At 40.2% G+C, this 17,827-nt stretch carries 16 protein-coding genes; 1 reads left to right on the plus strand and 15 read right to left on the minus strand.

All coding sequences use genetic code 11. The annotated features are described in order from the left end of the window. Window positions 1-2: 2 nt before the first annotated feature. The 10 genes from SJY38_RS13005 to SJY38_RS13050 are packed head-to-tail and all read right to left on the minus strand — an operon-like array spanning window position 3 to window position 9,761. Window positions 3-587 (minus strand): agglutinin biogenesis protein MshB, encoded by a 585-nt coding sequence (locus tag SJY38_RS13005; protein ID WP_377109944.1) that lies wholly within the window; start codon window positions 585-587, stop codon window positions 3-5. A 5-nt stretch (window positions 588-592) separates the two neighbouring features. Next, on the minus strand, window positions 593-1,810 hold the full coding sequence (locus SJY38_RS13010) for a type II secretion system F family protein (protein ID WP_248443228.1): 1,218 nt from the start codon (window positions 1,808-1,810) through the stop codon (window positions 593-595). After that, window positions 1,797-3,524, minus strand: coding sequence for a GspE/PulE family protein (locus SJY38_RS13015; RefSeq protein ID WP_377109945.1), 1,728 nt, complete (start codon window positions 3,522-3,524; stop codon window positions 1,797-1,799). Before SJY38_RS13015 ends, SJY38_RS13010 begins: the two co-directional genes overlap by 14 nt. Next, the gene (locus tag SJY38_RS13020) at window positions 3,521-4,711 is read right to left on the minus strand and encodes a tetratricopeptide repeat protein (protein ID WP_377109946.1); all 1,191 of its coding nucleotides are present in this window, start codon (window positions 4,709-4,711) and stop codon (window positions 3,521-3,523) included. Before SJY38_RS13020 ends, SJY38_RS13015 begins: the two co-directional genes overlap by 4 nt. Then, the gene (locus tag SJY38_RS13025; protein ID WP_377109947.1) at window positions 4,708-5,610 is read right to left on the minus strand and encodes an ExeA family protein; all 903 of its coding nucleotides are present in this window, start codon (window positions 5,608-5,610) and stop codon (window positions 4,708-4,710) included. Before SJY38_RS13025 ends, SJY38_RS13020 begins: the two co-directional genes overlap by 4 nt. A gap of 2 nt (window positions 5,611-5,612) precedes the next feature. After that, window positions 5,613-7,271 (minus strand): pilus (MSHA type) biogenesis protein MshL, encoded by a 1,659-nt coding sequence (gene mshL / locus SJY38_RS13030; RefSeq protein WP_377109948.1) that lies wholly within the window; start codon window positions 7,269-7,271, stop codon window positions 5,613-5,615. After that, on the minus strand, window positions 7,255-7,578 hold the full coding sequence (locus SJY38_RS13035) for an agglutinin biogenesis protein MshK (RefSeq protein ID WP_377109949.1): 324 nt from the start codon (window positions 7,576-7,578) through the stop codon (window positions 7,255-7,257). Before SJY38_RS13035 ends, mshL begins: the two co-directional genes overlap by 17 nt. Continuing rightward, window positions 7,556-8,236 carry a hypothetical protein gene (locus SJY38_RS13040; protein WP_024032505.1) on the minus strand — a complete coding sequence of 227 codons (681 nt, stop codon included), beginning with the start codon at window positions 8,234-8,236 and terminating at the stop codon, window positions 7,556-7,558. Before SJY38_RS13040 ends, SJY38_RS13035 begins: the two co-directional genes overlap by 23 nt. Beyond that, complete coding sequence (locus SJY38_RS13045; protein ID WP_064386229.1) at window positions 8,233-8,832, minus strand: PilN domain-containing protein; 600 nt, start codon at window positions 8,830-8,832, stop codon at window positions 8,233-8,235. Before SJY38_RS13045 ends, SJY38_RS13040 begins: the two co-directional genes overlap by 4 nt. Continuing rightward, window positions 8,829-9,761 (minus strand): hypothetical protein, encoded by a 933-nt coding sequence (locus SJY38_RS13050; protein WP_024032507.1) that lies wholly within the window; start codon window positions 9,759-9,761, stop codon window positions 8,829-8,831. Before SJY38_RS13050 ends, SJY38_RS13045 begins: the two co-directional genes overlap by 4 nt. A 77-nt stretch (window positions 9,762-9,838) precedes the next feature. On the opposite strand from SJY38_RS13050, the gene SJY38_RS13055 reads away from it, so the two are divergent. Beyond that, window positions 9,839-10,747 carry a 1-aminocyclopropane-1-carboxylate deaminase/D-cysteine desulfhydrase gene (locus SJY38_RS13055; RefSeq protein WP_377109950.1) on the plus strand — a complete coding sequence of 303 codons (909 nt, stop codon included), beginning with the start codon at window positions 9,839-9,841 and terminating at the stop codon, window positions 10,745-10,747. Window positions 10,748-10,885: 138 nt separating this feature from the next. Here SJY38_RS13055 and SJY38_RS13060 read toward each other — a convergent pair whose 3' ends face one another. The 5 genes from SJY38_RS13060 to SJY38_RS13080 all read right to left on the minus strand — a co-directional run bounded on the left by SJY38_RS13060 (window position 10,886) and on the right by SJY38_RS13080 (window position 17,777). After that, the gene (locus tag SJY38_RS13060; protein ID WP_377109951.1) at window positions 10,886-12,559 is read right to left on the minus strand and encodes an EAL domain-containing protein; all 1,674 of its coding nucleotides are present in this window, start codon (window positions 12,557-12,559) and stop codon (window positions 10,886-10,888) included. Between the two features lie 145 nt (window positions 12,560-12,704). Continuing rightward, the gene (gene arsC / locus SJY38_RS13065; protein ID WP_024032510.1) at window positions 12,705-13,121 is read right to left on the minus strand and encodes an arsenate reductase (glutaredoxin); all 417 of its coding nucleotides are present in this window, start codon (window positions 13,119-13,121) and stop codon (window positions 12,705-12,707) included. Between the two features lie 9 nt (window positions 13,122-13,130). After that, window positions 13,131-14,147, minus strand: a complete 1,017-nt coding sequence (arsB, locus tag SJY38_RS13070) for an ACR3 family arsenite efflux transporter (RefSeq protein WP_029773089.1) — start codon at window positions 14,145-14,147, stop codon at window positions 13,131-13,133. Window positions 14,148-14,156: 9 nt separating this feature from the next. Beyond that, entirely contained in the window at window positions 14,157-14,879 is a 723-nt protein-coding gene (gene arsH / locus SJY38_RS13075) for an arsenical resistance protein ArsH (protein ID WP_024032512.1), read from the minus strand. Between the two features lie 171 nt (window positions 14,880-15,050). Next, window positions 15,051-17,777, minus strand: a complete 2,727-nt coding sequence (locus tag SJY38_RS13080) for a response regulator (protein WP_286741698.1) — start codon at window positions 17,775-17,777, stop codon at window positions 15,051-15,053. Window positions 17,778-17,827 lie beyond the last annotated feature (50 nt).

A 17,827-nucleotide genomic window follows, 5' to 3' on the forward strand; every position in this document is an offset into this window, starting at 1 on the left:
ACTTAGTTTTTAAAAATTTGCACTTTGCCTGTTGTTGGAAAGTACGAAAACCCTACTTTTTTAGCCATAACGGCGCCATCAGTAGGTAGGTTATTGGTGTTTAAATTATGAGTTAAATAATAAATACACTGGTTGTTTTTAGTGTTATGACGCACTAAATAACTCACCTTGGTTATTATAGAAACCTCGGTACTTAATGTGCTTGTAGGCGCATCTTGTAAAATTACACTTAATACTTTTTGGCATTGCAGTGCAGTCATTGCGCTGGCCCGCGTATCAGTATTAGTCGTTTTATCACCCGTTGGTGTGCCTCTGTGTCCATCGACACCAACAATGACACCTCCGTAATTAATATGTGTTGTATTATTAACGCCCTTTGGACGCCCCGATAATTCCCACTGACCTTTGACCATCAACACCGCAGAGGCAAATCCACCAGCCACCACATCCACACTCGCATTGTGTGCCTGATTTTTAATGCCTATGTATTGAGGTATAGCAAAAGCCATAATAACTGCCAGTAAAACAACTACTAAAACGAGCTCAAATAACGAAAAACCTGTTGCACGAACACGACAGTTAGTCACAATGGCTACCCTTTAATAGCCGACATCATGTTCCACATCGGCATAAAAATACCGAGTGCTAAAATAAGCACCATAATGGCAACAAACACCGTCAAAATGGGCTCTATTTTTGCGGTTAAACTGCGTAAATCGTAATCGACTTCTCGTTCATAAAAATCAGCCGCTTCTTGTAATAACTCATCTACGCGACCGGTTTCCTCACCCACTGCCACCATTTGCAGTACCAACTGTGAAAATAGCTCGCTACTTCGCGAAGCCCGCAACAAACTGTCGCCTTTTTCGATATCTTGACGCATGGTGATGATGGCTTTTTCCATGTAGCTGTTATCAACTGCATGGGCCGTTAACGACAGCCCTGTCGTCATAGGAACGCCCGAGCGCAGCACCATGGCTAAACTTTGGCTATAACGGCCAAGTAAGGTGCGTTTTAAAATATCGCCTACAAATGGAATTTTGAGTTTGTGGTGATCCCACTTAAAGCGCCCAGCCGACGTATTTAAATACCGACGCCATGCAACGATTCCCCCCACTAACATTAGCGCTAGCAGCCACCAATAATTGACAAAAAAGTTACTGGTGCCAATGAGGATCTGGGTCATTAAAGGCAGCTCTGCATCAAACTTTTCGAACATGCTGGCAAAGGTTGGGATCACAAAAATATTTAATATGATCATCGCAACTAAAAGCGCCAAAATAACAAAAGTGGGGTAACGCATAGCGGCTTTTATGCGCTTACGAGTCTCTTGCTCTTTTTCAAAATAAATAGCCAGTTGATAAAACGCATCTTCTAATCGTCCCGACCCTTCTCCGACTTTAACCATAGAGATAGTTAAGCGGCTAAACACCTTGTTGTGTATAGCTAACGCACTAGATAGCTCACGGCCTTGTTCGAGCTGGCGTGTTACTTCAAGCAACACACTTTTAAACTCTTTATTTTGCGTGGTATCAGCAAGCCCTATCATTGCCCTAATAATGGGGATCCCGGCTTTAAGTAAAGAATACATTTGCCGTGAAAACATGATCATGTCATCAAGGGTTATTTTTTCGCTAAATAAGTTATCGAATAACTTTATATTGTTTTTTGTTTCAACTAACGAAATTGAAATAGGTATGTACTGGCGCTTTAATAAGCTATCGGCAACACCGGCCTCATTATTTGCCTCAACACGCCCTTTAACCAGCGCACCTTTTGCGTCTTTGGCTTTGTAACTATAAAGCTGCATCGTCATCACCTACCACTTCAGGTACATATTCAGCCACTTTAAATACCTCATCTAACGAGGTAATGCCTTGCTTTGCATACGTTAAAGCCATATAAGAAAGCGGTGCAAAATTAGCGCTATTTTTAGCCGCTTCGGCAAAACGCTGCGTGTCGTTAATACGCAGGGCATCCATCATAGCGTCGTTCATTTCTAACAGCTCAAAAATCCCCACCCTGCCTTTGTAGCCGCTATGGCTACATGCTGTGCAGCCTAGGCCTCGCCAAAACTGTGTGCTGCTAACATCTTCGCCTAAATAGGTAAGCCAGCTTTGTTCTTGTTTATCTGGGTGATACGGTGTTTTACATTCATTGCAAATACGCCTAACTAAGCGCTGAGCAATAATAGCGCGTAGTGAGCTTGCAACTAGATAAGCGGGTGCTCCCATATCAATTAAGCGCATTGCGCTTGATATGGCATCGTTGGTATGTAACGTAGAAAGTACTAAATGGCCTGTTAATGCAGCCCTTAGGCCTATATCAACGGTTTCTTGGTCACGCATTTCGCCAACCATAATAATATCGGGATCTTGGCGTAACGTGGTTCTTAATACACTGGCAAAATTTAAGCCTATTTTGTTGTTTATTTGCACCTGATTTACCCGCCCAATGCGGTATTCAACCGGATCTTCTACGGTAATAATTTTACTTTCTTGTTGGTTAAGCTCACTTAAAGCGCCGTACAAGGTGGTCGTTTTTCCTGAGCCGGTAGGCCCAGTCACTAACACCATGCCATGAGGACGTTTTATAATGCTGCGCAGGCGTTTTAAAATATGCACCGGCATGCCCGTTTCATCTAACGATAAAAGCCCTGCAGATTGGTCGAGCAACCGCATCACAACTGACTCGCCATATTGCACAGGCATTGTCGATAAACGTACATCAATGCTGTGCGCGTGCACTTTTATATTAAAACGGCCATCTTGCGGTAACCGCTTCTCCGATATATCTAACCCCGACATAAGCTTTAGCCTAAGTACTAAAGCAGAGGCTATTTTTACTTGGTTTAATGTGTGCTCTTGCAATACACCATCAACTCGTTGGCGAATGCGTAATAGCCTTTCATCGGGTTCTATGTGGATATCTGAGGCACGTACTTGTACTGCATCTTCAAATATAGATTGCAGTAGTTTTACTACGGTGGCGTCAGAGGTTTCATCTGCTAAGGAATTAAGATCAAACTCTTCTACGTCTTCGTATTCTTCGTGTAGCTTTTCAGCAAAGTTAGTAATCTCTTCTGTTCGGCGGTACACATTATCAAACGCTGCCATAAGCTGGCTTTCTTGCACAACAGCAAGCTCAATTCGCTTAGGGGCTAGCATTGGCGCTAACTGATCCAACGCTCTCAAATCAGCGGGGTCACTCATTCCGACTAACACAGAACCCCCGTTATCTTCTATTACTAATGCTCGGTAGCGTCTGGCATAAACTTCTGAAAGTAATTTAGATACATCTGAAGATATTTTGCGCTGCGAAATATCTAAAAACGGTATTTGTAATTGTTGGGCTAAAAAGCGCAGTAATTGCGGCTCACTTATAAACTCAAGCGCAATTAATGTAGCCCCTAACTTTCGCCCTGACGCAGCTTGCACATTAAGTGCTTCACTTAGCTGCGCTTCGGTGATCATTTGCTCATGAACGAGTAAGTCCCCTAAACGCATTTTTAAACTGGGTCTCATACAGCCTCCTTCAATGCGACTAAGCGCTGTAGTGCATGTTGCGTCATTGCGGCATTTAAACCGCCTAAATCTAGGGCAACTTTATAAAGGTGCTTTGCATCAGCAAACTCCCCCAATGCATCTTTTGAAGTAGCTAACGCCAGCCACCATTTAGCCTGCTGAGGCTGAAGCTGTGTAAGCTGTGTAAAACTCGCAAGCGCTATTTGATGTTGCTGCGCATTTTGTGCTGCAGTGCCTTTTAATACCCAAAACTCCAAGTTTGCTTGCGGCTCAAGTTCGGCTATAAGCAGTTTAAGCACGCCTTCGTACTCTTGTTGCATAATTAAAATTTTACTGAGCATTACGCGCCACTGCACAACCTCAGGGTTTATTTTTATGCCAGCAACTAATAACTGCTGAGCCATAAGTACATCTTGTTGCTGAAAATACGTTGCCGCGAGTAAATTACGCGCCTCTATATGCTCAGGTTGTGTTTGTAAAATAGCGGTTAAATCGCTAATCGCATCATCATATAAAGCAAATTCCAACGCCTGTTTAGCACGCTTTAATTGCTGTGCTATGCGCTGGGCTTTGCTTTGTTTAACACTGGCAGTTTTTACTAATTTATTTTCAGCGGGCGGTCGCTCAGCCTGTGTAATACTTTTTACTGGCGCACTGCTATTTGCTTCAACTGGGGTATTTATTTCTGTGCTAGTGGCTACTTGTACGCTTGCTTCTATGGGGCTTGCTTTTTTGCTCAGTAGCGCGGCTTTGTCTGTAGTGTGTTGCTGTATTACTTCGTCTTTTGGCTGATCAGGCAATGCGTTATTGCTTTGTACCTGCCCCAGCTCTTTTTGCGTATCTGCATTAATATGAGCTGCTTTAGCGCCTGTATTTTCTTCGCTTAATTGTTTTAAGGGCTTAATTACGGGCGTAACTTTAGCTTGAGCAATTTCAATCGGCTGGCTGTTATTATTAACCGCATATGCTTTTTCAGCCGTGTCGCTACTCGCTTGTGGTACCTGTGCAAAAGGTAAATAAAGGTAGGCTGTAAAAATTAGTACAATCGCTAATAAAACACTCAGCACTTTAAATAATACATCGTGGTAGTCGCGTACAGGGGGAATATCGACCCCGCCACTTTGCTGATTACGCTGTGCAGTTTGGCGCTGGTCGATATTTTTTAGCATGTTATTAATAACACTCATACCCATTGCCTCCATACCCACATAACTGCAATAACAAAAACACTAATAGCTAATAAGCTGTAAGCCCAGTAATGGTTAGCGTGGTGCTTTTTGCAATCTTCGGTGTCTGCAATGGCAAGATGTATATGGCGCGGTGTTACTTTATTAAGGCCTTCACCGTATGCCTGCAGTAAAACTTTATGGCATAAGATATTGACCAAACGGGGAATTCCTCGACTCGCACGCGCTATTTTTAATCCTAAACGATTAGTAAATAGTGGTGGCTGATTAAAGCCTGCCACCTGTAAACGGTGGTTAATATAATAAATAACTTCACTGGCGGTCATTGCACGCAATGAGTAGGAAAAACTGATCCGCTGGCGTAGTTGCCTCACTTTACTATTGGCAAGTTTTTCATCTAATTCAGGTTGGCCAAATAGCACCACCTGAATAAGCTTTTCGGTTTCGGTTTCTAGGTTTGTAAATAATCGAAGCGCTTCAAGTGTATCCCAACTAAGGCACTGCGCTTCATCTATTAGTAGTACAACCCGTTCGTTATCTTCTTGCAGCTCTAGTAAGTAATGGTTTATTTGCTGGCTTAACGATTGTTGATCTAGGCTTTTATCTACCTCCATGCCAAGTTCTACAGCAATAGCCCAACGTAATTCTTCAGGGCTTAAGTAAGAATTAGGTAAATAAGCCACAAAGTAGTCTTCTTCAATTTGATTTAAAAGTTTTCTGCATAGTAAGGTTTTGCCTGTCCCTACTTCTCCTGTTACTTTTATAAATCCCTCCCCCATTTCTAGCGCTGTGGTAAGTACTTGCATCGCTTCGTGGTGCGGCTCAAGTGCACAAAAAAACTCGGTGTTTGGGGTTAAGGTGAAAGGCATTTCACTTAAATTAAAAAAGCTCAAATACATAGTTAGTTCTCATACCATGTATTTAACAACGCGCGGCTATGGGCCTGTTGCTTTTTCCACGTGTCGGGCATCACCACCGTTGGCTTGATTAAAATAACGAGCTCTTTTTTCTCTTGGCGCTTACTAATACTTTTAAATAAATTACCTAATATTGGCACATCGCCCAAAATAGGTGTTTTCGATTCTTCATCTTCTGTGGTGGTTTGCATTAACCCACCAATTACGACTATTTCACCACTTTGAGCGCGGATCACCGTGTCAGATTCGCGAATATTACTTTGTGCAAGCGGCAACTCAAAACGCTGATCATCTAATGTAATCACCTTGAGCTGCTCTTCTGTTTCGGTTACCGATGGGTGAACGTGCAAAATAACTGAGCCATATTTATCGATTTGTGGTGTGACATCTAAGGCAATTCCCGAAAAAAACGGAGTTAGATCTATTTCTGGTGACGTAGTCGTTGAGGTGCCCGTTACTGTTGTGCTCGAAACGTTAGTAACAAAGTACTCATCTTGCCCCACTTTAATCACGGCTTTTTGATTGTTTGTTGCAGTTACACGCGGGTTAGAAAGCATTTGCAGGTCGCCCTGCGTTTCAAGCAAACTAATTACGCCGCTAAAGTCGCCTTTTTCAATCGTTAACGAGGAGACCCCTCCTAAAGTAGCTGAAATAGAATTACCTATGCTGCCTGCTGTAGTTGCAAACGACACCCCACCTTCTAACCCTCTAGAAATCCGCTCCCAGTTAACCCCTTGTTGGTATTCATCTTTTAAGGTTATTTCGACAATTTTAGCCTCAAGAATAACTTGTCGCTGAAGGTTTTCTTGGCTTTGACGTAAAAAGTCTTTTAACTGGTTTATTTCACTTGGTAATGCATTAACCGTAACCAAGCTTGCCTGTGGGCTGGCAACCACATAACGACCATCGTTTGAACCAATAAGCGATTTAAGAGCAAGCTCAAGTTCCTTCCAAAAGTCGTTTTGGTTAATTGTTTGGATGCGAGAGCCATTTAGCTCGGTATTTTGATTATCGCTGCCAAACTGATTATTTTGGCTTGAATTATTACTACTGTTTGAGCTTGAATTTGAACTTGAGTTGTTTTGTGAAAACTGGCTCACTCCACCAGCAACAACACTTACCGTTGATTGCCCATGGCGCTGCATCATTAAATAATTAACCGGTATAGTTTCTGTGCGCATGACCGCTGGCAACACCTGCACAATACGACCTTCTTGGACAATATCTAACGGGTACATGCGTTTAATAACAGCTATAACTTCCTCAAACGTTACGTTTTTTAAATTTAAAGAAATAACTCCGCTCACCTTTGGGTGTACTGCCACGCTGTATGGAGTATCAGCAGTTAATCCATTAAAAAATGAGCTTATTTCTACCTCTTTTGCGGCTACATCAAAACGCTTTACAGCTAACTCATTTGTTAAACTTTGCTCGCTATTAAGTGACGAAAGTAAGCTATGTGTAAGCGCGCTACTCACCTCTACCGGGGCAACACTTTTAGCATTATTGCTTATAGGAGCAAGCTCTTGTGCTATGTGTGGCTGAATCTCTTTTCCGGGCTTAAAACTATGGCACGCCGTTAAAAAAGGCGGTATTAAAATAAGCGCAAGCCATGGCTTTGTTATATTATTTTTTAATTTCATAGTCGTATAATTCTAATTTTATTTGCTTATCATCATTCGCTAACAACACTGAATTGGCGTTTATTGTTAGCACCCGAAATTCACCTATTACATCTCCTGGCTTATACACCTGCTTAGAAATAATCGCTTTGTATTGCTTTTCGGTTTTAATAATTGACTGTAACGACAGCGCTGTATTGCTAAGTGCAGCGCCTTTTAGTATTGGTGCATTGCTTGGCTGAGTAGGATCGCGCAGTATTTCAGCTGAACTAACAGAGAAAAAACACACGCAACATACACACAAACTATAAAGCGATAAATTTTTCATTGGCACTCACCGTTGCGATTTGTAATGTTAACTCTGCATTTGGGTATGTTTGCACCTGATAGTTAAACTGCTGTATTAACAACTTTTGTTGGCTAGCTTTAAGGCCTTCTAAATACTGCTGTAAGCTAAAATAACGCCCCTGCAAAGTAACCACCATTTGGTGTTCGAAAAACAAGGTTTGCGTATCGTGCTCACCGAGTTTTTCTACATCAATTGCTTTTGCTGGGTTTACTCTAAAGCCAACCACTTGCACATCGGGAGTATTTACTAATAAATCCTTTAATACAGCAGGTACTTTGTTTGCTGAAATAAAGCCTTGGCTAAACGTGCTTAACTTATTATTTATATCTTCTAGCTCGCGCTGGGTTTGCCCCACCTGATTTCTGAGTACTTTAGTGTAGTCATGCTCTAATGCCTGAGTAAGCATAGAGAGCTGTGCTTCATTTTGATTGAGTTTTTGCCACAATGTATTTTGTTCCACGCGTAAACTATTTACTGCATCTTGCTGTGGAAACACCACAAACCATAAACCTAAATAAACAATAAGAAATAAGCCAACAAACAGCACAGAATACTTTTCCCGCTGCTGTAACGCCGCAAATTGTGCTTGGTATTTAACGAATAATGGCCAGCCTTTATTTTCATTTTGCTCATTCATTGTGTTACCTCACTTGAACTAAGCTCTGTAGCCACATTAAACTCGCTCACGCCGTCACTGCTCGACAGCTCCAGCACTGAAAACTCCTTCCCTTTAAAAAAGCTCGAATGCTTGAGATTAGCAAGCCAAATAGGTAAAAATTTAGCTTGCTGAGTACGCCCTTTGAGCATTACTTTTTGGCCTTCAAATTTTATCTGATCAAGCCAAATTTGCGGTTCGTGGTACGCTGCCAAATCGCGCATCACATCGGCATAATCCGTTTTCGTGTGCATGGATGTGTTTTCTAAATAATCAAACACCTGCTGTTTATGCAAAATTTCTTGTTGCAGTACTTTTAGCTCATCTATCAAATGCGATTTATTTTGTTTATCAGCTAATCGCTGCTTTACCACGTTTAATTGCTGCTGCGTTTGCTTTAGATAAGCTTGGCTTTGCGTAAGTAATTGCTGGCTATTGTGCTCTTCGTATAAATAAAACAACCAAGTTAATGCAACCACTAACAATGTACCTAGCCACAGCAACAGCATTCCTTTAAAGGGCACGGGGTCGCGCCTAACCCTAATGGCTTTTTGGTAAAAATTAATCCGTGTTTTCATAGCACTGAATCCGGATCAGTTAATTGATACGCTGCGCCTAATGCGTAATAAAAGCTTGGTTCGAGATCCTGTGCTAAATCTATATTAGGTTTAAAATCAACAACCTTTACTTGCAAAAATTCTGCAAGGCCAGCCCTTAATGTTAAAGACGATAAATCATCGCAATGCAGCTGAATGCTTCTGATAGGAGGCTGTTTTAGTTGGCTTTCAAAAAAATCCATTGATCGTTGGATCTCAAGCCCTAAGGCTTCAACCAAACCGTGTGTACGCTCTTTATCTGAAATGCCTAAAAACCCGTTTAAACGCCTAGCTAATAAAAGCTGACCATCACGAATAATTAAAATACGCGGCTCATGCCCTGCATGTTGCACTATAAGCATGTGCGCGCTTTTATCTTCGCCAAACAAGGTTACTAAGATCATTTCTTCTGAGGTCATTGCTCTGAGCACAGGCTTTATTTTTGAAAAGCTATCAATAAAAGGCAGTAACTGTAGTTTATTGGTAATAAACACATTCATTTTACTGCTTTGCATAGGCTGAACGATTGGGTAATCGATAAAGTCGGCAACAATGTTCTCTGGTGGAATATCAACTAAGTCTTTTGTTGTCCAAGGTAAGGATTGAATGATCTCTTCGTCACTCAGCATGGGCTTATCCATTTGCACTATTTGATAAAAATAATGAGGAACCACTAAATTTACAGGGCACACCTCAGCGCAAACTTCATTTGTGCAAGTTGCAATAGCGACTGTATAATCCGTTTGGTCCTCTACATTCACACTGTGTGAGTTATGTACGTACCACTGCCCTTGATTTTTTTTTAAACACACCGCGTTTACTGTATCTGCATAAGTAGCAATACCAATCGCTGTGCTTGAGTCTAAACTGCGATTTAACCAAGATAACAACGAAAACAGCTTTTTTTTCATATAGCTACTATTGTTAATAAGAGATTAATTAAGTGTCGTACAAGATTGTTAGTTTGCAAGTTTAAACGCGAGAAATAATGCTTAACTTATTTAATATTGAAAAAGAAAGTCTAATACAACAAATAGATAGCGACTGTCTAAAAAAGAGAAACATACGGTTAAGTATAAAAAGAGATGACTTACTTCACCCGCTAATAAGTGGTAATAAATGGCGTAAGCTAAAATATAATTTACAGCAAATGCAAGCTCTTAATAAAACACAACTCCTCACCTTTGGGGGGGCTTTTTCTAATCATGTTCACGCCTGTGCAGGGGCGGGTAAACTATTTAATATAAAAACCCACGCCATAATTAGAGGGCCACACTTAGATACTCAAAACCCCACCCTGCAATTTGCTAAACAGTGTGCAATGGATTTACATGCGGTTACTCGTATTGAATATAAGCAGCGCCATGACCCAGATTATTTAGCCCAGTTGCAAGCACGCTTTACGCAAGCCTATATAATTCCAGAAGGTGGAAGTAATACATACGCCCTGCCTGGGTGTGCTGAGCTTGCTAAAAGCTTACCAAAACATGATTACTTAGTATGTCCCACTGGAAGTGGAGGAACACTTGCAGGCTTAATTGAAGGTAGCTATGAGGCCACACAGCTGTTAGGAATTGCGGTATTAAAACAAGCCGAGTACTTGAACAAAGAAATTACAGCACTCAGTAAAAAAGCAGCTCAGCAATCCAATTGGCAGCTACTTACTGAGTTTCATGATGGCGGTTATGGCAAATTTAGTAATGACTTATGGCAGTTTTGCCAACGCATGCAGCAGCAACATAACTTACCTCTTGAGCCTATATACAGCGGTAAAATGATGTATGCACTATGGCAACTTATCGAGCAAGATTACTTTGCTGCTGGTAGTCATATAATGGCGATTCACACAGGCGGTTTACAGGGGCTCAATGGGCTAAAATATCGTGGCCTGATTTAAGGCTATCAACCTCTGGGCATTAAAACATGCTTACTTAGGGCCAGTTTAACCACGGTGCAATGTGTAACCTAGTGAGCTCTACAACCGCTGCTAGAGTGGCCCTTTTGGCTGCGCTTAGCTTAAAAGGATTAACTGGCCTTAGTAAAACGTAGCATGTGTATATTCTTGCAAGGGCTCAGAAAAGTAAAAACCTTGTGCGGCAACTACGCCTAGTTTAGCCAACATAAGTAGCTCTTTTTGGGTTTCTACACCCACCGCGTATACAGGTATATTGAGCAACTTGCTTTGCGCCACAATGTTTTTAACTTGTTTTTGCTGTTGTGTTTTTTCATCCACATTATGAACAAGCGGATAACCCAGTTTTATACCGCTAACTAATTTTTGAGAAGCAATTTGGTTAATGTGCTCCACATTCTGTACATTATCAATCACCAGCAAACTTTGTAGGGCTGTCAGTTTTTCAAAGGCGCCTGCTAGTTGCGCTTGGTACTTAATAAAGTCTGCTTCGCTAATTTCAAACTGTAACTTTCGCTTTGTCGTAAAATCTTTCATATTAGTGACAAACCAGTTCCAAAACTGCTCGTTAAACCAATTACTTATATGCAAATTAACGCTTACCGTTAGAGCACTGGGCTCAGCTAAAATAAGCTTTTTAACTTGAAGTAGCACCGCTTTATCTAACTCAAATGCTTGGTGATTGTTAAAGTCTTGATTAATAAAGTAACGCGCAGCTAATAAACCGTGCGGTTGCTGCCTAATTCTTATTAGCACTTCATGTTGTACAATATCGCCGCTGGTGATCATAAATAACGGTTGAAAGAATAAGATAAATTTATTCTTTTTAATATTTTCAATAACCTGCTTACTTGAAATTAAGTTCCCTTGCTCGTGCTGTAACACGAGCCTATGCCAGTGTTGAATTAAGCTTTTTTCTGAAAATACTAAGGCCGATTTAGCGAGTTTAAAAATAACGGGTTGCTCAGCCGCATATCGATAATCGCACAAACCAACCTTTATGTTTTTACGTGTTACTGTGCTTCGATAACGCTTACAAATTTGATAAACGCATTCGTGTAGGCTTTCACTGTATGTATCTAGCTTTGCTACAGGGATATTATTTAAAGTAATAGCAAGGTTGTTAGCATCAAATACATTAACTGATACTGCAGGAAGCTCTTTAAAATATTTTGCTATCAATACCTTAAAGCTTGCTTGGGTATCGGTATTTTCATCAAACACACAATCACATTTCACTATGGCAAATAAGCTATGACGCGCTGCACTAACACCGTACATAGACTTTACTTCGCAGTTTAATGTGGTTATTTGCGTAGAAAGTTTTTTTGCTGCTTTAGTTTTGCTGTAAGGCAATGGCATGTTCGCTGCCGGTTTTTTTACTAATACTTTCCACCATCTAACCCACCAGCTAGTGGCACCTAATATAATGATATTTAATAATAAAAATAAGTAGGCTTGCTCCACCCAGGCAGGCCAGTGGTATAAACTTATGCTGAGCGTTTTATAGCTAAATACATCGTGCTGTTTATCAACTAAGTATTTGAAGTGTTCAGCATTTGAGTGTGCAGCCAGCATAAAGCCCTTACTTTGCACCAATGCCTGCACTATTTCTTTATCGGCATTGGCATTAATTTGCAGCTCAAAAATTTGCTGTGTTAACTGCTGACCATTTTTATGAATTTTTTTATGGAGCGTATCATTTAAAAGCACATTAAAAATAATTACCACCAGCGTGAAACTGGTTAAGTAAATTATTTTTTTTTGCTCAGCAATTTTTATTAAGGCTTTATGCATAGTGCTCTCTGTGGCAACGCGACTATTTAAAGTGTTGTTCAAAATAGTCATTAGCACAAGCAGGCAAAGCAAGTTTAAATGTTTATAATTTTGCTAAACAAAAAAACCCCGTGTAAACGGGGTTTTGGCAAATAGTTTATTACTTTTAGGGTTGCTCGCCCTGCGCGTTTAATATCATTTCGCCGTCTTCTTTGTATAGCTCGCCTTTAGGCCATTGTGCTAATAGCGTTAAAACTTGCTCACTAGGGCGACATAGTTTAACCCCTTTTTCGGTGCACACTATAGGCCTATTAACCAGTATAGGGTGCTTAAGCATGGCCTCTAAAATAGCTTCATCTGTTACGTTTTCATTTAACAAGCCGAGTTCTTCAGCAGGCGATTTACTCACTCTCAACGCTGTTTTTGGTGTTAAGTTTGCTGCGGCAAATAACGCTAACAATTGAGGTTTTGTCCAGCCCTCTTTAAGGTATTCAATAACCGTGGGGTTATAGCCAGCGGCTTTAATAATCTGCAATACATTGCGCGATGTACCACAATCAGGGTTATGATGAATAACGACCATGACACTCTCCTAGTTAAACCAATGACGCGTTTTATTAGCAAAATAAACTAAGCTAAGCATAACAGGTACTTCAACAAGAACGCCCACAACGGTGGCAAGCGCAGCACCTGAGTGTAAACCAAATAATGAAATGGCTACGGCAACAGCGAGTTCAAAAAAGTTAGAAGTTGCAATCATGCAAGCTGGAGCTGCAATATTATGAGCTAGGCCCATTTTTTTTGCGGCTATATAGGCTATTGCAAAAATACCGTACGTTTGAATAAGCAGCGGAATAGCAATCAATACAATGGCTTCTGGGTTATCTATTAATGTTTGAGACTGAAAACCAAATAAAAGTGCCACCGTTGCCAGTAAGCCAATTATAGAATACGGTTTCATTACCTTTAAAAAGTGATTTAACCGTGTGTGATCTTCACCTTTATCTAACTTTTTGCGGGTAATAGCGCCTGCTATTAATGGAATAAGTACATACAAAACCACCGAGAGTAATAACGTGTCCCACGGTACCGTTATGTCTGTTACCCCTAGTAATAAACCTGCGATGGGCGCAAAGGCAAAAATCATAATAATATCGTTGATAGATACCTGCACTAACGTGTAATTAGCATCGCCTTTTGTTAATTGGCTCCACACAAACACCATTGCAGTACATGGTGCTACTCCTAATAAAATCATACCGGCTATGTATTCTGTTGCCGTTTGTGGGTCAACAAAGTCTGCAAAAATGCCTTTAAAAAATAACCACCCTAGTAAGGCCATGGTAAAGGGCTTTATGAGCCAGTTGATAACGACTGTCAGTACTAAGCCTTTAGGCTTTTTGCCTACATCTTTAATAGAAGAGAAGTCAATTTGCACCATCATTGGGTAAATCATAAACCAAATGAGTACAGCGATAACAATATTTACATGTGCATATTCTAAGCTTGCAACAACACTAAATACATCGGGTACGGTGTAACCGGCGACAATCCCTACCGCGATTGCCAGCGCAACCCACACCGATAAAAAGCGTTCAAATAACCCCACAGTAACCTCCTAAATGTCTTTTTGATTTACGCGTTTACTGAGCTGCTCTGCTGTTTCTACTCGCTCAGAGTATCTATCAACAAAGTAATCTTTTTGGTCGCGCATTAATAAGGTAAATTTTACGAGCTCTTCCATTACATCCACAATTCGATTGTAAAAAGCGGAAGGCTTCATTCGGCCATTCTCTTCAAATTCTAAAAACGCTTTAGGCACCGATGACTGATTAGGTATTGTTACCATGCGCATCCAGCGCCCTAATACGCGTAACTGATTAACCACATTAAATGACTGCGAACCACCACAAACCTGCAGCACAGCCAGCGTTTTACCTTGTGTAGGCCTTACGCCACCCAGGTTTAATGGAACCCAATCAATCTGGTTTTTAAATACACTCGTCATAGCACCGTGCCGCTCCGGCGAGCACCATACTTGCCCTTCAGACCAGAGCATTAAATCACGTAGCTCTTGCACCTTAGGGTGCGTCTCATCTTCACTATCTGTTATGGGTAAACCTTCAGGGTTAAATATTTTAACCTCAGCACCAAAGTGGGTTAGCAAGCGTGCACTTTCTTCTATAACTAACTTGCTATATGAGCGAGCTCTTAGCGATCCGTATAGCAATAAGATTTTAGGTTTATGAGATGAAAACGTTAGCGTGAAATCCTTAACGGTAGGAGGAGTGCTTTGTGAAAGTTCTAAATTAGGTAGCTCGTGTTCAATTGATTTACTCATAATCCTTAACCTTGTAGTTCTATAGCGAATTAAATATATATGAAAAAACGAATATATGAAATTTCACATATTAAAAGGTGTGAGTCAAACCCTATTTATATAAATTTTGCGTTTGGTTTTTTAACGTTGCAGGCGTTAAAGCCTGCTATTAAAGGTAGGTAATTGATAAGTTTATTTATTTAAGCAGCTAATTATTGTATCGCGTAATGTTTTAGCTTTTATTGGTTTAGCGACATGTGCATTCATACCAATAGATAGGTAGTGAGTAATATCATCTTTCATTACGTTTGCAGTTAACGCAATGATAGGCATAGAGGCAAGCGCAGTATTGCTATCACTGCGTATTACTTTAGTCGCTTCTACACCGTCCATAATGGGCATATGAATATCCATTAAAATAATATCAAACGTTTCTAATTTTACGGTTTGTATGCATTCTAAGCCATTTTCTACTACGTGCACTTGCGCCCCACTGGCGGCTAATATATCGGATACAATTAACCTGTTTATGGCGTTATCTTCCACAACGAGTATTTTTACCCCTTGCAGTGGCTTTTCGGTGGCAGGTTTATGGGTATTACTTGTAGAAGGGCTAACCACTTTGCTTTTCATCGCTTCAAATAACACGCTGGTAAGCACAGGCTTATGCAAAATAGTTTTAATGTTTATTTTTTTAGCTATGTCGTAAATTGCGTCGTTTTTGCTTGCTGTAAGTACAATAATATTGTTGCAAAGCTGTGGGTTTACTTTGTAAATGCGGGTAAAAAACGTTTCACTGCTCATGGTCGGCATTTCACAATCAACAATAATAATTTTATAAGTGTTTATATTTTCTTTAATTATCTCTATTGCATCACTTGCCTGCGTGCAAGGCGTACAACACAGTCCCATTGCACTAAGCTGACTTTTAATTAAGCTTAAATCATCTTCGTTATCATCTATTAGTAATACATCAAATGGTTCAGCAAATGATAACTGTGGGCTGTCTTCTATTAATGCTTGGGTGTTTACTTCAACGTTTATGGTAGCAATAAACTCACTGCCTTCACCTTGCGTACTGCTTACAGAAATATCGCCACCCATTGCTTGGCATAAACGTTTACTAATGGCTAAGCCTAACCCAGTTCCCCCGTATTTTCGGGTTGTAGAGCTGTCGGCCTGAGTAAATGATTCAAACAAGTTAGGTAAGCTTTTTGCATCAATACCAATGCCAGTGTCTTTAACACTAAAGCGTAAAACAGTACTTTTGGTGTCATGGGGGGCTTCTTCTGCGTCTATTTGCACCGAAACAGCTCCATTAGAGGTAAACTTAATCGCGTTAGAGCACAAGTTAATTAATACTTGGTTTATACGCACCACATCGCCAACTAAGTTATGTTTCACGTTATCGCTAATATTAATCTCAAACGCAATACCTTTACTCCGCGCCCTATTTTCAAATGTGGTCGTTATATAATCGACAACCGCGTTTAACGAAAATGCAAAGGCCTCGAGTTTGATATTTCCTGACTCGATTTTTGAAAAATCTAAAATGTCATTAATAACCACAAGCAATTGATCTGACGAGTACTTTATTTTTTCTAAATACTGTTTATCTTCTTCAGGTAAGTTTTTGCCCAATAAAATATTTGTCAGCCCTATAATGCCACTCATTGGGGTTCTGATCTCATGACTCATATTGGCTAAAAATTCAGATTTTGACGAGGTAAGTTGCTCTGCTTCTTCTTTAGCTTGTAATAGCTCTTTAGTGCGTTGCTCTACACGCGATTCAAGTCGTAGCTTTTCTTCGTCAAGCGCGTTTACAAGCTGAATGCGGCGGCGGTTTAACCGTAATACAAACACTAAAAAAGCGCTCAATACAAAAATAGTAATGGCAGCGCTGTAAATTAACACTTTATTTTGTTCAAAGTAACTCGGCTTGTAATAAGCAATAATCGATTTTTCTGGCAGGCTTTGCGGGGCAACATTATATTTTTTTAGCTGTCGCCAATCGTATTTATGAACACTTAAATTTTCATCGCTTATAGTAGGTAACACGTTATTTTCACTGTAAGAAATAATAGCTTCACCCACGCGTTTACCTATTTTCTCACCTGATAAAACATAACCACCTACTACACCTGAGCCCAATAATACTTCCCAGTAGCTAAAAATGGGGGCGTTACTGTGCTGAGCGAGTAAGCTGACGAGCTGATACGGGCTAATCGACTTATTTTCGTAATTTCTAAATATAGGGGTAAATAAAATAATGGCGTCTGAAGGCGCATTTTTTACTTTTGTCATCAGTTCAGCAGCCGGAAGATCAAACCATTGCTCAACTTCTAAATACGAAAAATCTTGGCTGATAAAATTAAACAGCCCTGTATAAAAGTTTCTACCTATTTCATTTTTAGTATCTAAGATGACTATGAGCTTTTTAGGTTTCATTAAATTAACCGCGCTGGCGGTTGCTTGCTTGTAGTCTAACTTAGCCTGCATTGAGGCATTATTAGTGTTTGCCGGTAGCCTAAACTGCTCGCCAGGCTCAATATAAATTTTTGGCGTGCTAGTAAAAAAATCATTCAATTGCGATATTAACGTGGCTGCTGAAGGTGATAGCGTGACAATAATATCTATGTGCTTATTTTTATATTTTTGCTTAAGGTAGTCGCTCATTAATTGCTTTTGAGTGGCCTCATCAAAGCGCCCTACATCAATGTTTTCAACAAAAAGCTCATAGTCAAAAGTCCGTGTTGATAGCTCGCTATTTAAGCCCTCTTCAACACTTTTATGCCAAGGCATATGTTGGTTGGTAGAATTTATAAATAAGACATTGGTAATTTTAGAATCCGGTTGAGCGCTTACCGGCAAACTGGCAAATTGAAAAACAAGAAATAAAAATAAAATAATGGCTTTCATGTTTCTCATAGTTGCTTGAAGTAATTAGTACCACTAGAGTAGATGTTAAT

It is taken from the genome of Pseudoalteromonas sp. R86517 (genome assembly GCF_042466295.1).
Lineage (GTDB): Bacteria > Pseudomonadota > Gammaproteobacteria > Enterobacterales > Alteromonadaceae > Pseudoalteromonas > Pseudoalteromonas atlantica.

What these genes read in the sequence shown, in the direction of transcription:
- SJY38_RS13010 (WP_248443228.1), bottom strand. Translation starts at nt 1,810, where the DNA reads ATGCAGCTTTATAGTTACAAAGCCAAAGACGCAAAAGGTGCGCTGGTT.
- SJY38_RS13015 (WP_377109945.1), bottom strand. Translation starts at nt 3,524, where the DNA reads ATGAGACCCAGTTTAAAAATGCGTTTAGGGGACTTACTCGTTCATGAG.
- SJY38_RS13020 (WP_377109946.1), bottom strand. Translation starts at nt 4,711, where the DNA reads ATGAGTGTTATTAATAACATGCTAAAAAATATCGACCAGCGCCAAACT.
- SJY38_RS13025 (WP_377109947.1), bottom strand. Translation starts at nt 5,610, where the DNA reads ATGTATTTGAGCTTTTTTAATTTAAGTGAAATGCCTTTCACCTTAACC.
- mshL (WP_377109948.1), bottom strand. Translation starts at nt 7,271, where the DNA reads ATGAAATTAAAAAATAATATAACAAAGCCATGGCTTGCGCTTATTTTA.
- SJY38_RS13035 (WP_377109949.1), bottom strand. Translation starts at nt 7,578, where the DNA reads ATGAAAAATTTATCGCTTTATAGTTTGTGTGTATGTTGCGTGTGTTTT.
- SJY38_RS13040 (WP_024032505.1), bottom strand. Translation starts at nt 8,236, where the DNA reads ATGAATGAGCAAAATGAAAATAAAGGCTGGCCATTATTCGTTAAATAC.
- SJY38_RS13045 (WP_064386229.1), bottom strand. Translation starts at nt 8,832, where the DNA reads ATGAAAACACGGATTAATTTTTACCAAAAAGCCATTAGGGTTAGGCGC.
- SJY38_RS13050 (WP_024032507.1), bottom strand. Translation starts at nt 9,761, where the DNA reads ATGAAAAAAAAGCTGTTTTCGTTGTTATCTTGGTTAAATCGCAGTTTA.
- SJY38_RS13055 (WP_377109950.1), top strand. Translation starts at nt 9,839, where the DNA reads ATGCTTAACTTATTTAATATTGAAAAAGAAAGTCTAATACAACAAATA.
- SJY38_RS13060 (WP_377109951.1), bottom strand. Translation starts at nt 12,559, where the DNA reads ATGCATAAAGCCTTAATAAAAATTGCTGAGCAAAAAAAAATAATTTAC.
- arsC (WP_024032510.1), bottom strand. Translation starts at nt 13,121, where the DNA reads ATGGTCGTTATTCATCATAACCCTGATTGTGGTACATCGCGCAATGTA.
- arsH (WP_024032512.1), bottom strand. Translation starts at nt 14,879, where the DNA reads ATGAGTAAATCAATTGAACACGAGCTACCTAATTTAGAACTTTCACAA.
- SJY38_RS13080 (WP_286741698.1), bottom strand. Translation starts at nt 17,777, where the DNA reads ATGAAAGCCATTATTTTATTTTTATTTCTTGTTTTTCAATTTGCCAGT.